The organism is Bacillus cereus group sp. MYBK14-1, assembly GCF_051916885.1.
GTDB classification, from domain to species: Bacteria; Bacillota; Bacilli; order Bacillales; family Bacillaceae_G; genus Bacillus_A; species Bacillus_A cereus.
This window is the reverse complement of record NZ_JBQAHM010000008.1, coordinates 19433-33622: the sequence shown is the minus strand read 5'-3', so window position 1 is coordinate 33622 and position 14190 is coordinate 19433. Positions and strand designations below refer to the sequence as shown.

Genomic DNA, 14190 nt, shown 5'->3' with positions numbered 1-14190 from the left:
ATTATTATTAAAATCTAAATTTAGCCGGCTATGCTGAAACCTCCGAAAAACCTAGCTTTTGATAAAGTAATACAAACTTGTCCCTATAATTTCTAGTGCCTCCTGCATACGTTGAGGAGAAATATTTTCTAAAACGGTATCTTGAGGTGTATGGAATACCTTTTCAACATGATAAATTAGGGGATTCCAACTCTCTACATCCATCCAAATAAATAGTGCCGAGGAAATTCCAGCTTCGTTAAATGGTACATGATCACTAGAATCAAACTTTCCAGTTAATACAACCGATTTCCCTAATGCTTTACTAGTAGCTACCGCAGCATTTGTTACTTCATTTTGAGAACCATCTAGTGTCATTGCATATAAGTCCTTAGCCTGCTTGTAACTTGTCGCTATCATATCTGCATTAAAGACCCCTAGAATATGTTTCTTATCTGTTGTAGATAACTGATTAACATAATGGTAAGCACCTAAAGATTCATTTTCTTCTGCTCCAAAGGCTATGAATTGAATTTCTTTATTAGTCTCTATATCTTTAAAATTGTATGCTAACTCTAATAAAAGTCCTACGCCAGAAGCATTGTCATTTGCTCCAGGTGCTCCGATAACACTATCATAATGAGCACTCATTATTGCTACATCCTCATTATCTGTCTTGTATTTGGGCTTTTTTTTCGCAATAACATTTAATGAACTCAAATTCATTTCGTGTTTTGCCTTTAAACTAACTATATTTTTATTATGCACTATCTTATCTTTCATTCTAATTCCCTGATTATAAGCAAGCCCAAATACAGGTATTGCTTGTTTCTTTTTTAGAACTGGGTTAAAGGCTTCTCCATAGTTGCCTCTATCCCCAATCGTACTATATAATAATACAGCTTTTGCTCCTTTTTCCGCTGCATACTCAACTTGTTCATTATATTTCTCAGACGTATCAGCTTGTTCCAATAATACTATTTTCCCATGAATTGGCTCAGGTGCATTTTTAATATCGTTCTCTTTTCCTATAGAAACTACCGATCCCACGACAGGATCTTTAGGTATAGATGCATTAGATGCTGCTCCAACTTGCCATTCTTTTTCTCCATACATACTAAAAGAGATACTCCCAATATATTGATCTGGTACAGGAAATGCCTGATACTCCACTTCATACCCTAATTTTTTCAATGTATTTCCAATGTATGTAGCTGCTTTATGTTCTTCCTTAGTCCCACTTGGACGTGGACCAATTTTCTCAGACAGAAAACGTGTATGTTCAATAGCTCGACTAGCACGAACTTTATCTGCCATGAGAGAACTTTGGTCGTTCTTATTCATAGCATGTACTGGTATTACCTTTCCACATAAATTACTAAAAAGGAAAAGTAACAAAATCCCAAAAGTTACAATAAGCTTCTTTATAAGAGTTAGTTTTTTCATTTGTCCTCCCTATGATTAAAAAAGATTAATAGTAAAACCTTCCCTCCTAACACACTTACTTAGAAGAAAAGGTTCATTAAAATAATCTCTAACTCAAGTTTCATGTAAAAATAAATAAACCGATAGTGCCTTTTATATCTCCAAATAATTCATTTTTGTTTGCATACCAATAATATTCTTATGAAACCAATTAAGAGTCTCCCATGACCTCTTTCTATTCGTATAATCAGTTTCCTGAACCTCAAATACAATTCCTATGTTTTTATCCAAAGTATTGTTCTTCACTTTTAATAAAGTTTCATGTAATAAACTTTCATTAATAGATCCATTAACTGGATTCTCTCCCTCAAAGCAACGTACCTCACTATAAGGAATCGTTAAATGCTTAAAAGAACTAAAATGAAAATGTTTAATATGATCCATTAAGCTTAAATACTTATGAAAATCCTTATATTCAATTTCTTCTTGCCTTAATAATTTAGAGATACCTAAACGTGTAAGATAGGTTATAGACCAATGACATATATCCCAGGTTATTCCAACGTTAGATAACTCCAAATTAACCAAATCAGTAAAATCTTCGGGATATATAAATATAGGATCAAAATCATCACCCAAGTTTCCAATAATGGGTAGGTTTTCAACACCAATCCATATATCAGTTCCTTTTATTTCTTCATCTAGCATATTAAAGAACTCTATAATCCTTTTTCTATTATCTAGAAGATTATAGTTTTGAAATTCCGCGACATTCATGAATTGATTAGCATGCACTGTTATACCTGATGCATTATACTTTATAGCAAGATCAATAAATTCATATAGTTGCTTTTTAATAAATTCATCATTGAGATAGTCTGCATTATCAGTAGGAAAATGCAGCGTTAACAAGGATGGATTAAGGGTTTGAACAAAAGAAAGGACCTCAGAAAACCTTTTTGTATATGAGTTATCAAATAAAGATGCCCCATCAAAAATATTTGCTTCTAATCCAAAGCCTTTTTCAACCCATTTTAAGTCAATCTGTTTACTATCTAAACCAAAGAACGGGACCTGTGGTATTAACATATTCTCTTCACCTACCATGTCCCCCTTACTAACATAAATGCCTCAGCCGCTTGGTATCCAGATTTGGCACCCCATACAAGTGCGTTATGTCTCATTGCTTCTATAGAGCGTGGATGAGGAAATTCCCTTAACTCAGATTCATAATGTCTCATCGCACTTAATTTCTCCTCCAAATGATCTTCAATATTCACAAAATAATTAGGCAGAAACTTATCTTTTTCATTATAATTCCACTCTGTAGAAGATAAAGTTTCATATGCAAATACCCATTTGATATTAGTATCTGGCAGAGGGCGTGTCGCTGTCATTACTGCTCTGTAAACAACAGTATGATCAATATTTATATCTCCACCATATTGAGTATAAATAATTGTAGGATTTACTTTTTCAATGTGATTTTCAATCTCTTTCACTACATCAAGTAAGGGTAATGTATCAAGACGATTATCAGGGAAATCTAGTCTTGCAAAACTCTTTACACCAAGTGTAGTACATGCCCCCTCTGTTTCTTTATAAGATAAGTTCTTAACCTCTAAATCTATCTCTTTATATTCTTTAGCTCTAGAAGATTTTCCCTCTGCAAGTATTACAACATGTACATCATCACCTTGTTTCACGTGTTTCGCTATTGTTCCACCAACACCAATTATTTCATCATCCGGATGAGCGGCAAATACAAGTACATTCATATAATTTTAGACTCCTTTAATTAATTTTTCTGTTTCCTTTGGCCCACAATTTAGTAAAATATCTAAAATAGATAAATGTGGTATAAATTCCCCAAATAATTGCTTGTAGGAATAATCTCTTATTCTTTGGTAGATAATTTCTATATTCTCATTCTCAAAGTCATTTTCGTTTAAATAATCTTGCCCTAAACTTCCAGAATAATAAGTACTGGCATTAAATTTCTGACACAATTCTAATACAAAATCACTTTTCTTACCTGTAATTCCTTCTAGATCTGATACATAATATAGCTCCGTATCAATGTTTAATTCACGGATAATAAAATGAATAAAATTCATGTTCATATCATTTAAATTAATCCAATCTTCTGAATAAAAACCTTCTAAATACTCCTTATATACATTAAAATAAGGTGCATTAGAATAATTAATTCTTATCGTTTTCCAATGCTTCCGTTCCCAATCTTGAGTATTGTCTATCTTTAACTCATTAAATGGAATTTCTTTATAATTCTTCGTTTGTATTGGAACCGTTAGCCAAGACGCTCCTTGTGAAGTCTTAATACGGTTCCTATTTAAAAAACCTTTTTTTTCAAATTGTGCTATATCATGAAATACAAACACATCTGATTTATGAATTTTTTCAAAAAAACCATACCAAGGTAAATAACTTGGTTGGTGGCCACTAATAATCATAGTTTAAATCCTTTCTTTTAAACAAAAACATTTTTTCAAAGCTGCCCCCCAGTATATCTTAGGTCTAGCAATCCCTTTATTATGTGAATATCCTAAATCCGCATACTTTAATTTATTATGAATTGCTAATTCAAACGCATCATTTAGTAGTAAATATGAAGATTGCGAATTTTTTCCTTTGGTATTATTAATATTAATCCAGTAATATAAAACCTGTTTATCCATTATAAAAAGGCTGGAACTAATTAGTTCTTCTTCTAAGAATGTCCCTAAAAAAAGGATTTTTTCTTGTAAATTAAGAACTAAATGATAAAAAAACTCTCTACTAAATGAATAACTCGCTCCTATACTGTTATTATGTTCTTGATATAATTGGTAAAACTCATCTAATTCCGCTACAGTTATAGGTCGAATTTCAACATTCTGTTTACGTGCATACCTAACACTTGTCCTAGCTTTCCCAGAACACGATGTCCATAAATCCTCAAACTTATTTGGTAGATCTAACATATAAGTTTCTTTATAATCCCACTTTTCCTTACTATAACTTTGAAAAGGATTTATCGTTATAGGTAATAAAAGCTTTTGAATTTTATTTTCAAATTTCTTATTTATTATGGATTCATAAACTGAAAAATCTATTTTATCTTGGCCAATTATTATTGGGCCTCCATAACCAATTAAACTTCCCAAAAGCCTACCATTCTGTACATACATAGGAGTTAAAACTACTGTATCTCGTGTTTCTATTAGTACTGGGAAAAATTGAACACCAGGTAATAATTCCATTAACTTTCCCCATTCGTAACTATGAAATACAGAACCATTGTATTCTTCCATACAGGCATCCCAATATTGGGCGTCAGTACATATTTCGATTTCCATATAATCACCTTTTAATTCTTATTCTCTAAATATTTTAGAATTTGACTACATATATACTTAAGGTCCTTGTCTACTAAAGGATATTTAAAAGGTATTGATAATACCCTTGGCCATAAAAAATCTATATTTTCTGTCTCGGTTGCGTACTTCGAAAAAATAGGGATTTCACTCAGAGGTAAATAGTTCCAACAAGTTTGTATACCTTTTTTCGCTAAATGTACAGAACACTCATACCTATCAGATGATTCTTTGAATATAATGGTAAAATAGTTTAAATAAACATTCTGAGCTGAAAATATAATCTGAACGCCATACTTTTCTTCAATTTCCTGCAGCATTGTATAACACAGACTAGCGTTGCATATATTTATTTCTAAAATCTTCTTTGTTTTCTGTAGGTGTTTATCAATTAACAATGAACGTACTATAGACATTCTTTTTGGATTTATAACTTCCGTTTTCTCCGGTAAAGAATCTAATTTACTATTATTATAGGCGGGCAGAATCTCTAATTTCCTCCAATAATTAGTAAATAAGCTCAGTACTCTACTCTTTTTTATTCTTATACCTAATTGTGTTTTTAAATGATTCTTATAATCTAAAATCACTTCTTCCTTCTTTTCTTCATCCATGTCACACAATTCACTTATTGTACGATTAAGAAGTAACGCTCCTCCCCCTATACTTGGGATTGGTTTAGTTCCCCCAAAACTTAAAATACCAATGTCACCTAAACTACCAACTGGCTTTCCATTTTGATAAGAAAACATTGCTTGTGCAGCATCATCGATGATATAAATATTATTTTCTCTAGCCCAGTCAATAATTTCTAAATCATCATGACATCCATACAAGTGCGTAAGAATAATTGCCTTTGTATTAGCATTCAAATGTTTTTTTATTTTATTAAGAGAAATTGAATGATTAGCGTTTAAATCAATTAATACAGGTTTTGCTCCCACCGTTAATAATGCTTCTATCACATTAGGACAATTAAAGTTTGATAGAATCACTTCATCTCCCTTTGCTACTTTTAAGTACTTTAAACCAACCACTAATGCAGATGTACCGCTATTAGTTAATACAATTTCTGCATCCGGATAAAGAGCTTGAAGACTTTTTTTAAGTTTAGAATCATTAGGTCTATATACACTTTTCAAAAAAAATACATGATCAGATATACTCCAAAGAGAAGAATATATGGGATACTTAATTTTCTTTGGATTCTTAGGATATAGATACTGTGTTTCCATACTTCTCCCCTATTATTATCTCTAGTCCTTTATCTAATGAAATAATTGGTTGATAGTTTAAAAATAATTTAGCTTTCTCTATTGAAGGGATTCTTCTAAAGATTTCAATGCTAGAATTTCTGACTCCCTCTTCACCTAAATCAAGAAATTTAATTTTACTTTTATTTCCCATTAATTCATTAATTTTTATTGCTAGTTCTTCCATAGATATAGGTTTGTTATTGCCAACATTAAAATCTGCAAAGTTCTCTCCTTCATATTCAAAGGCTAGTATAGTTCCGTTAACAATATCACTTATATAACTAAAACATCTAATTTGCTGTCCATCTCCATAAATAGTAATATCTTCACCACTATGAGCTTGTTTTAAAAACTTAGAAATTACAAAGTTATCATTTTGTTGTGAACCGTATACATTAAAATAACGTACCACTCTGATTTTCAAACTATCACTAGCATATTCTTTCAAATAATCTTCGGACATTAATTTAGCTTTTCCATAAGCTGATTTTGGCATTTTAATATCATTTTCTTTAAACGGAACACTCACGCCATCGCCATATACCTCTGAACTGGAAGAAAACAATAATTTCTCTATACCATTTTCGCTACAAACCTGTACAATATTTTTCGTACCTTCAAAGTTCACCCTCACTACATCTTCTTCATTTAAACGGCAATTATCAACACCCACTAATGCAGCTAAATGAATTATCCCATCGACATTAATAAGATTTTCTCTTAATGTTGCAATATCTAAAATATCAATTTCCTTAAAAGGAACATCAATACTTGGATTAAATTTATCAAATATAACTACTTCATAACCCCTTGCTAGTAACTCCTTTGTAACATGCTTACCAATAAATCCGCTGCCACCAATAACTCCAATTTTCATAAATATTTACCTCCCCATTTTTAATTGATATAGACTTTTTAAAGACGTTACAATATGTTCAACTTCATTGTCTGTAAGAGCACTATACAGTGGTAATGAAATAATTTGATTAAATATCTCTTCCGTTTTAGGTAAATATACGTTAAATCTCTCTTCATAATACGGGTGCATATGAACAGGAATAAAGTGAACACTAAGCCCAATATTTCTCTTTTTCATTTCTTGAATTACCTGATCTCTACTAACAGGAGAATTAGAATTAATTTTTAAAACAAATAAATGCCATGCGTGTTTTACACCTGGATCGTTAGTATAATTAGGTAACGTTATATATTCTTGAACCTCTTTTAATTCCTCTTGGTACCTTTCAGCTATTCTCTTGCGTTTTTCAATCATTTCATTAGCTCTTTTTAACTGACTAATACCCAAACTAGCTTGTAGATCCATCATGTTATATTTAAACCCCGGTAATAGAACATCATAACGCCAGCTTCCTTCTTCACCATAACGATTCCATGCATTTTTGGTGATACCATGCCAACCATATAATCTAGCTTTTTCAGCAATCGATTCATTTTTGGTAACTAACGCTCCGCCTTCACCTGTTGTTATATTTTTTGTGGCATAAAAACTGAAACAAATAACATCTCCATGTGTACCAATTAAAGTATTATCATATTTTGTCCCTAATGCATGCGCTGCATCCTCTATCAAAAACAATCCGTATTCTTTACATAATTTTTGAAGTTCTTTTAATTTAGCCGGGTATCCAGCAAAGTGAACTGCAATAATTGCTTTCGTTTTTTTAGTGATTTTTCTTTTAACATCTTGAAGATCAAGACATAAATCCTCTTCATCTATGTCTACAAATACAGGTTTTGCACCTACATGCATAATAACGTTTACACTTGAACAAAAAGTAAAACTTGGAACTATTACTTCGTCTTCTAATCCAACTCCCAGAGACAGTAATGCTAAATGTAATGCGGCAGTCCCTGAATTACAACTTACTACATGTTCAGTATTCAGATATTCTTTTAAATTTTCTTCAAACTCTATCACTTTTGGCCCCTTTGAAAGCCATCCAGATTTAAGGGCAGAAACTACCCTATCTATATCTTCATCATTGATTTCTGGTCGATAAAAAGGAATAAACTCTACCATGTAATCACCTACAAACTTATAATATTTTTTTTATATATTGATTCATCTTTAAATATGTTTCTTGTGTCTAAAATTAAACAATTTACCTCATTAAGCAATTTAAAATTAATGCAATCATGATCTGTATGAACAATAATTAAAGTGTATTTATCTAATTGACTTATGTTTAAATCTATAGATTTTTTCAATGTGTTATCGCCCACAATGAGTTCCTCTATAAACGGATCGTAATAATCCACGTTATAGTCTTCTATCATTAAATCATTCATAATATCCAAAGCTGGCGATTCCCTAGCATCATTAACATTCTTTTTATATGCAACACCAACCATAAGAATATCCTTACCATCTTTATCATCTAGTAACTGTAGTGCTCTATTAAGAACATACTTAGGCATGTTTTCATTAATTTCTCTTGCCACATCAATCATTTTTGTTGCTAAATCCTTATTATTTGCAATCCACTTAAAATAAATAGGATCAATCGGAATACAGTGTCCTCCTACGCCAGGACCAGGATAGAATTTTTGAAATCCAAATGGCTTAGTTCCTGAGGCATCAATTACTTCCCAGATATTTATGTTTAACTCATTACAAATTTGTGTCATTTCATTAATAAAAGCAATATTTATAAAACGATACGTATTTTCTAATAACTTAGCTGTCTCTGCTACTTCTGGACTGCTTACCTTATGAATATCCTTAATTAAATTACTATAGAAGGCTGCTGCACAATCGGTACAATTAGATGTAACTCCACCTACGATTTTTATAATATCTTGAATTGAAAACGATTGATTTGCAGGATCGATTCGCTCTGGAGAGTATGCTACAAATATATCTACACCAATTTTAAAATTAGTTTTCTGTTCTAATTTGTATAAAACTTCTTCCCTTGTAGTACCTGGATAAGTAGTACTTTCTAAGATAATTAATGTACCTTTTTTAATGTATTTAACTATTTCATCAACTGCTGAATGAATATATGTTAAATCTGGTTGTTTACTAGTTCTTTCTAATGGTGTAGGAACACATATAACTACAACATCACATTCGTTTATATCATTCATTTCTGTACTAACAAAAAATCTATTTGTATGTAAAGCATCTTGGATTTCAGTATCTTGAATATCGCTGATATAACTTATTCCACGTTCTAGTTTTCTTATTTTTGCTGAGTTTTTATCAAAACCTCTTACCGCATAACCTACTTCTAAACATTTAAGAGCTGATGGTAGTCCAACATAACCTAGGCCTACATATCCAATACACGCATTTTTATTTGCAATTTTTTCAACTAATAAACTTTTAGTTTCATTATTTAATACTGTGACCATTACTTATCACTTCCCCAAAAGATTTGATATTAAAATGCTTACTAGCAAATAATAACTGTGCGTTCTAAAATCCCATGGATGCATATAAAATACTGAATTAGCAACAAACTACATTTTTGGCACTATCAATCCTCCTAATTTAATAAACATCTAAATTTGTAGAAATTCATGCGAAATATCAAGGTGTAATTTATATCTATAATATTCACACGTTATTTTTTGGGATTCAATTGATATTTTTCTATTTTTTTACTTTCTCAATATATAATAATATTTATAATTCAGAAAATTCATTTTTAAAAAACCTAAATATTTTTATATCATTAAAACAATATAATAGTTGTTATGTCTACATTTAGTACGATTTTCATCCTTGAATAAAGAAAAAATTACGCTTATAATTATCCAATAAATCCCATCGTTTAGTGATTTAAATGAACATTTAACCATAACTAAAATGCATGAGTTTCATATTTTTTACTTTTTATTAAAATTAATGGAAAAAGATCTATCTGAATTATAAAAAACAATTTGAAATATATTCAAATTGTTGACATAACAGATGAATTTATTAACACTTGTTGATTTTGTAATAATTCTCAAATACATAAACTCCTTAATGCTACCCACAAATCATAATGACGCTTTACATCAAAAAAAATCGCAACCCTCTACATTTAATGGGGGTTGCGATTTTTATGTACAAATAATTTTTATAAATTTTGCGTTAACCTAATCATATCCATACATTGAATACCATTTTCATATATTTCTTCATTATAGTTTTGTAAGAAAAAGTCCTTATCCACACTGGTTATTCTAAAACCACATTTTTGATAAAGGCCTAGTTGCATTAAACTAGAATTTCCTGTGCCTATTTCTATAGTTTTATATTTTTCTTTTTTAGCATAATCTATAGCAAATCTAAGTAGGTATTTCCCATATCCTTTTCCTTGCTCTTTTTCGGAAACTGCTATATTTATAATCTCAATTGTTTCAGTTCGGGTAGGAATTAAAATCATAATCCCTACAGTAACAGCACCTTTTTTTAAAACAAAACAATCTCCCTTTTTAAGATATCCATTAACTACTTCTGTTGAGGGATCAGCTAGCAATAATAACTCCATTTCTTCCATGTTAATACTTGTACTTTTTTCTATACTAATTCCATCCCCATTATTTAATTCCATTTCTAACATCCTCCCAATTAATATTTTCAATTAATATCTTAAATGAATTCCTTCTTATAAGACAATATCAACAACAATATTAATATTTTGTAATAGACAGAGTGATGATAAAAACTATAAATTTCTTACTTTAAATTCACTTAATCCGTATAATAGGTGTTTATGTTGTTTTATTTCTGTTTTTTCATCTCTTCCATTTCTTGCTGCCATGTAGCACCAACCCCACCTGATGGCGTATTCCAACGGTCTTCTTGTCGTTTAATGCGTTCCATGTCTGCATCACTCGGCTTAAATTCTTCTATTTCCTCACGTTGCTGTTCCTTATTATGATGTTGTTCAACTTCGTTATTATTAGGTTTATGATTCGTAGTAAATTCTCCGGGCTTTTTATTTGCCTTTACACCTGCTGTACTAGATGCGGGCTTATCATTTGCTTCAACATTCTTACCTTCGTTCCTTTGAGACTTGTGATTGTTTGACTTACTCTCACTAGATTGCAAGCCTACGTCTCTCTCTTCATCCCAACGATTATTTTTTACATCCCATCCAACAGGAATAACTGAATACATTTCCTTATCTTGACCAACATATTCCGCACCAAATAAATTACCATCCTTAAATTGAACTTGTATTACCGCTTCTGGCGCCTCATAAGTATATTCAATTAATTCAGTATCAAATTTCTTAGTTTTAATTGCACTTGTCGCATTACGGTGTAACGCCTTAGCTACTTCTTCATATGGCATACCATGTTCAAGTGCTTCAAAGTAATCGACAGGCATCGTAGAACTACTTTCATCTGATGGAAGCTGATACTGCACAATATCAACTTTATCTTCACTATTTTTCGTATCAAGCGCTTTGTTTTCATTATCCTTTGGCACATTATCATCCAACTTTTCCGTGTCCTTTAATTCATCACGCTTTGTTTCGTCTACCTTCTTATTGGCTTGCGGGTCCTTCTTCACTTCCTGCTCACTCTTAGGCGTTTCTTTCTTGGTAGAGGCGTTCTCCTGACCACACCCCACTAATAAACTTGACAACAATAATCCTGCTACTAGATACTTTTTCATGTTCATTCTCCCTGTTTGCGCTATATTTATACAATAACATTAGCATATTTACCTTATATTACCTTATTCCCTTTCGTAATATTATAACAATATATTAAAATATACAACGATTTAATTCTCTATTATGCTATCTATTACGAAATATCTTACGAGTTTAATTCTGTCAAACACGCTACAGCTTTCTAGCACTTCTTTTGCACACTTTCTTCTTTCCCCGAGATGCACCTCTAATGAAAACAAATGAACAAAATTTCGTTAACCTGGTATGTATAGGTACTTATATAAATCAATAATTGATACGTTCAATGTATCGATCAGTCTGGCATTCCAATTAACCTCAATATTCACCCTAACATGCGTTTCTCATTGTAAATAAAAAAACGGCGATTCCTCCATGTAAGAGAATCCGCCATCACAAGTAACTAATTATTTCATATCTATTCTTTCTTTTACTTTCGTTGGGAGCTCGTCTCTCTTCACTTCCTCCCAAACTTTCCTAAGTAATATACACGCAGGGGTGCTTCTTTACAAAGATTCAAGTTGTACCGCTTGTATCATTTCACTGTTTACAAAATACAGTTAGGAACGAAATGCTTCCACTTGAACAACCATTTTATTCCATAACTGTTACAATCCTTTGTAGAGTAGCTGTATCGGTATGTTCAAGTTTAATATTTTTTTGTACCAGAACCCACAACTATATTTGGTTCAACCGTTCCTATCACTACCATATCTTTATCAGTGATTATCTTCACCGTTTGATTTTAAATTATAATTTTTTCATAATATATGTAGAAGAAATATAACCTACAAGTTTTTGATCTGCAGTTTTAACTGGATACCATACAAACTGATTGCTACTATCTACAGATTCATCATATGCTGCGTTTCCTTGAATAATCAAGTTCGTATTTTTACTTAATGGTTTCCCACTTGAAGCGGAAGTAGGTTTAGATCTTAAATTTACTCCATCTCTTGTTACAAGTACTTGATCTCCTGTTTTTAGGTGATAGATAGAAGGATGTAGATTAGTTAGTGTGTACTCCTTCTTTTTAAATATAATGTTTGTGCTCGTGTTAGGATCATATTCGAAATCAGCTGTACTGAAAGGAAACTGCCCCAATTTTGTATCATTTAAAAAACTGTATTGTTCTAGAATAGAAAACACTTTTTCCTGGTAAGCGTTTAAATTTTTTTGACCGGTAGCTTTATACAAAGGACTGTTTGCAGGTTTTGTTCCATTATAAGCCATAACAGAGAAGTACCAGTTTTCAATTATTTCTGGTCCAGCAACTTTTACCTTAGGTAGATCTGTTCGCTGATACATACTACGAAGAACTTTAACACCTGCTTCAATATTATAATTAATATCATATTTTAACTTTTGTTGATCGAACTGAGGTTGATTGGTAATTTGCATAATCCCAATTCCACCATCTTGTGCTATGATTGGCTGGCCGTTTCCATCAAATTGTTTCCATCCACTTTCTTGTGTAGCTACAGCTTTTACAACTTCAGGAGGAACATTTTCTTTTAATGCTGCGTTCGTTAGTAGGCAATTTATGTGCTGACGAGAGGGATTTTGGTTCGGCTTAATTTCACCATATGGCTCACATGTAGATGCAGCAGAGACATCTTCATAGGACCAACAGAATATCATGAAGCAAGCCAATATCCCTATTCTTAGTAATTGTACTTTCATTCTAGTATTCTCCAATCTATTTAATAATTTATAGTTATACACATTTTACCATAATACATTTCTAATATTCTTTATTTTAAGAATGCATAGGACAATTACGAGAGTGGTAATGGGACACCATGGTCTTGCACGTCAGCCATAGCAGAAATGGACTTTGCCTTTGGTAACAAGAATCCTACTAACGTTAGTCAACTTGCCTCTTTAGAGATAGGAGCTTCAATTTAAATAATGCGTTCTGAGACACAACTCTTCTTCTAAAATAGCATAATAATATTCATCCCACCATTCATTCCCATGTGGTATACACTTCCTGAAATAGCCTTCTCTTCTCATTCCAATCTTCTCCATCACCCGATATGATGGAATATTTTGTGGCTGACATGTAGCTATTATCCTATGTAAATTCATTTCCTTAAAGCCATATTTTACTGTAGCTTGTGCTGCTTCAGAGGCATATCCTTTATTGAAATATTTTGGATTGAACACCCAACCAATCTCATAAGTATGCTCACCAAAGTATTTATGAAAAACTATATGACCAATCAGAATATCTTTATCAATTAATACTACAGGAAAGTTCTTAGCGTTTTCACCAATATTTTCATTCACAAAGTTTCTTGCACCTTCTTCAGTAAAAACCCCTTCAGGTATATATTTCATAACATTAATATCTGATGTATACTCATGAACAGCTTGCCAATCTTTGAACTCAAATCTTCGTATTAATAACCTTTCTGTTTCTATAAACATTACTTTTCCCCCTCAAAGAATTGCAACTATATTTTAAATCCACATTTAACCCTTAAAACA

The 14190-nt window shown here is 31.6% G+C and carries 13 protein-coding genes and 1 pseudogene; all 14 read right to left on the bottom strand.

Annotation, left to right across the window (positions count from 1 at the left end; genetic code table 11):
* Window positions 1-51 precede the first annotated feature (51 nt).
* Complete coding sequence (locus tag ACTFR3_RS19940; protein ID WP_440044707.1) at window positions 52-1425, bottom strand: M28 family metallopeptidase; 1374 nt, start codon at window positions 1423-1425, stop codon at window positions 52-54.
* 132 nt (window positions 1426-1557) lie between these two features.
* Entirely contained in the window at window positions 1558-2493 is a 936-nt protein-coding gene (locus ACTFR3_RS19935; RefSeq protein ID WP_440044791.1) for a TIM barrel protein, read from the bottom strand.
* An 11-nt stretch (window positions 2494-2504) separates the two neighbouring features.
* Complete coding sequence (locus ACTFR3_RS19930; protein ID WP_431140575.1) at window positions 2505-3182, bottom strand: PIG-L deacetylase family protein; 678 nt, start codon at window positions 3180-3182, stop codon at window positions 2505-2507.
* A gap of 6 nt (window positions 3183-3188) precedes the next feature.
* On the bottom strand, window positions 3189-3878 hold the full coding sequence (locus ACTFR3_RS19925) for a WbqC family protein (RefSeq protein ID WP_071732403.1): 690 nt from the start codon (window positions 3876-3878) through the stop codon (window positions 3189-3191).
* Between the two features lie 3 nt (window positions 3879-3881).
* Complete coding sequence (locus ACTFR3_RS19920; protein WP_440044706.1) at window positions 3882-4763, bottom strand: GNAT family N-acetyltransferase; 882 nt, start codon at window positions 4761-4763, stop codon at window positions 3882-3884.
* A gap of 11 nt (window positions 4764-4774) precedes the next feature.
* Window positions 4775-6016 carry an aminotransferase class V-fold PLP-dependent enzyme gene (locus tag ACTFR3_RS19915; RefSeq protein WP_440044705.1) on the bottom strand — a complete coding sequence of 414 codons (1242 nt, stop codon included), beginning with the start codon at window positions 6014-6016 and terminating at the stop codon, window positions 4775-4777.
* Window positions 5991-6914, bottom strand: coding sequence for an NAD-dependent epimerase/dehydratase family protein (locus ACTFR3_RS19910; protein WP_074593161.1), 924 nt, complete (start codon window positions 6912-6914; stop codon window positions 5991-5993). Before ACTFR3_RS19910 ends, ACTFR3_RS19915 begins: the two co-directional genes overlap by 26 nt.
* Before the next feature lie 6 nt (window positions 6915-6920).
* The gene (locus ACTFR3_RS19905) at window positions 6921-8078 is read right to left on the bottom strand and encodes a DegT/DnrJ/EryC1/StrS family aminotransferase (protein ID WP_440044704.1); all 1158 of its coding nucleotides are present in this window, start codon (window positions 8076-8078) and stop codon (window positions 6921-6923) included.
* Between the two features lie 8 nt (window positions 8079-8086).
* Window positions 8087-9415 (bottom strand): nucleotide sugar dehydrogenase, encoded by a 1329-nt coding sequence (locus tag ACTFR3_RS19900; protein ID WP_080495053.1) that lies wholly within the window; start codon window positions 9413-9415, stop codon window positions 8087-8089.
* Between the two features lie 713 nt (window positions 9416-10128).
* Complete coding sequence (locus ACTFR3_RS19895) at window positions 10129-10605, bottom strand: GNAT family N-acetyltransferase (protein ID WP_139848184.1); 477 nt, start codon at window positions 10603-10605, stop codon at window positions 10129-10131.
* 170 nt (window positions 10606-10775) lie between these two features.
* Window positions 10776-11678 carry a hypothetical protein gene (locus ACTFR3_RS19890; RefSeq protein ID WP_440044703.1) on the bottom strand — a complete coding sequence of 301 codons (903 nt, stop codon included), beginning with the start codon at window positions 11676-11678 and terminating at the stop codon, window positions 10776-10778.
* 426 nt (window positions 11679-12104) lie between these two features.
* Window positions 12105-12214 (bottom strand): annotated as a pseudogene (locus ACTFR3_RS19885) (YxeA family protein); the annotation flags it as partial.
* Between the two features lie 233 nt (window positions 12215-12447).
* The gene (locus ACTFR3_RS19880; RefSeq protein WP_078386167.1) at window positions 12448-13380 is read right to left on the bottom strand and encodes a transglycosylase SLT domain-containing protein; all 933 of its coding nucleotides are present in this window, start codon (window positions 13378-13380) and stop codon (window positions 12448-12450) included.
* A gap of 216 nt (window positions 13381-13596) precedes the next feature.
* Entirely contained in the window at window positions 13597-14130 is a 534-nt protein-coding gene (locus ACTFR3_RS19875; RefSeq protein WP_078386166.1) for a GNAT family N-acetyltransferase, read from the bottom strand.
* Window positions 14131-14190: the final 60 nt, after the last annotated feature.

What these genes read in the sequence shown, in the direction of transcription:
- ACTFR3_RS19940 (WP_440044707.1), bottom strand. Translation starts at nt 1,425, where the DNA reads ATGAAAAAACTAACTCTTATAAAGAAGCTTATTGTAACTTTTGGGATT.
- ACTFR3_RS19935 (WP_440044791.1), bottom strand. Translation starts at nt 2,493, where the DNA reads ATGTTAATACCACAGGTCCCGTTCTTTGGTTTAGATAGTAAACAGATT.
- ACTFR3_RS19930 (WP_431140575.1), bottom strand. Translation starts at nt 3,182, where the DNA reads ATGAATGTACTTGTATTTGCCGCTCATCCGGATGATGAAATAATTGGT.
- ACTFR3_RS19925 (WP_071732403.1), bottom strand. Translation starts at nt 3,878, where the DNA reads ATGATTATTAGTGGCCACCAACCAAGTTATTTACCTTGGTATGGTTTT.
- ACTFR3_RS19920 (WP_440044706.1), bottom strand. Translation starts at nt 4,763, where the DNA reads ATGGAAATCGAAATATGTACTGACGCCCAATATTGGGATGCCTGTATG.
- ACTFR3_RS19915 (WP_440044705.1), bottom strand. Translation starts at nt 6,016, where the DNA reads ATGGAAACACAGTATCTATATCCTAAGAATCCAAAGAAAATTAAGTAT.
- ACTFR3_RS19910 (WP_074593161.1), bottom strand. Translation starts at nt 6,914, where the DNA reads ATGAAAATTGGAGTTATTGGTGGCAGCGGATTTATTGGTAAGCATGTT.
- ACTFR3_RS19905 (WP_440044704.1), bottom strand. Translation starts at nt 8,078, where the DNA reads ATGGTAGAGTTTATTCCTTTTTATCGACCAGAAATCAATGATGAAGAT.
- ACTFR3_RS19900 (WP_080495053.1), bottom strand. Translation starts at nt 9,415, where the DNA reads ATGGTCACAGTATTAAATAATGAAACTAAAAGTTTATTAGTTGAAAAA.
- ACTFR3_RS19895 (WP_139848184.1), bottom strand. Translation starts at nt 10,605, where the DNA reads ATGGAATTAAATAATGGGGATGGAATTAGTATAGAAAAAAGTACAAGT.
- ACTFR3_RS19890 (WP_440044703.1), bottom strand. Translation starts at nt 11,678, where the DNA reads ATGAAAAAGTATCTAGTAGCAGGATTATTGTTGTCAAGTTTATTAGTG.
- ACTFR3_RS19880 (WP_078386167.1), bottom strand. Translation starts at nt 13,380, where the DNA reads ATGAAAGTACAATTACTAAGAATAGGGATATTGGCTTGCTTCATGATA.
- ACTFR3_RS19875 (WP_078386166.1), bottom strand. Translation starts at nt 14,130, where the DNA reads ATGTTTATAGAAACAGAAAGGTTATTAATACGAAGATTTGAGTTCAAA.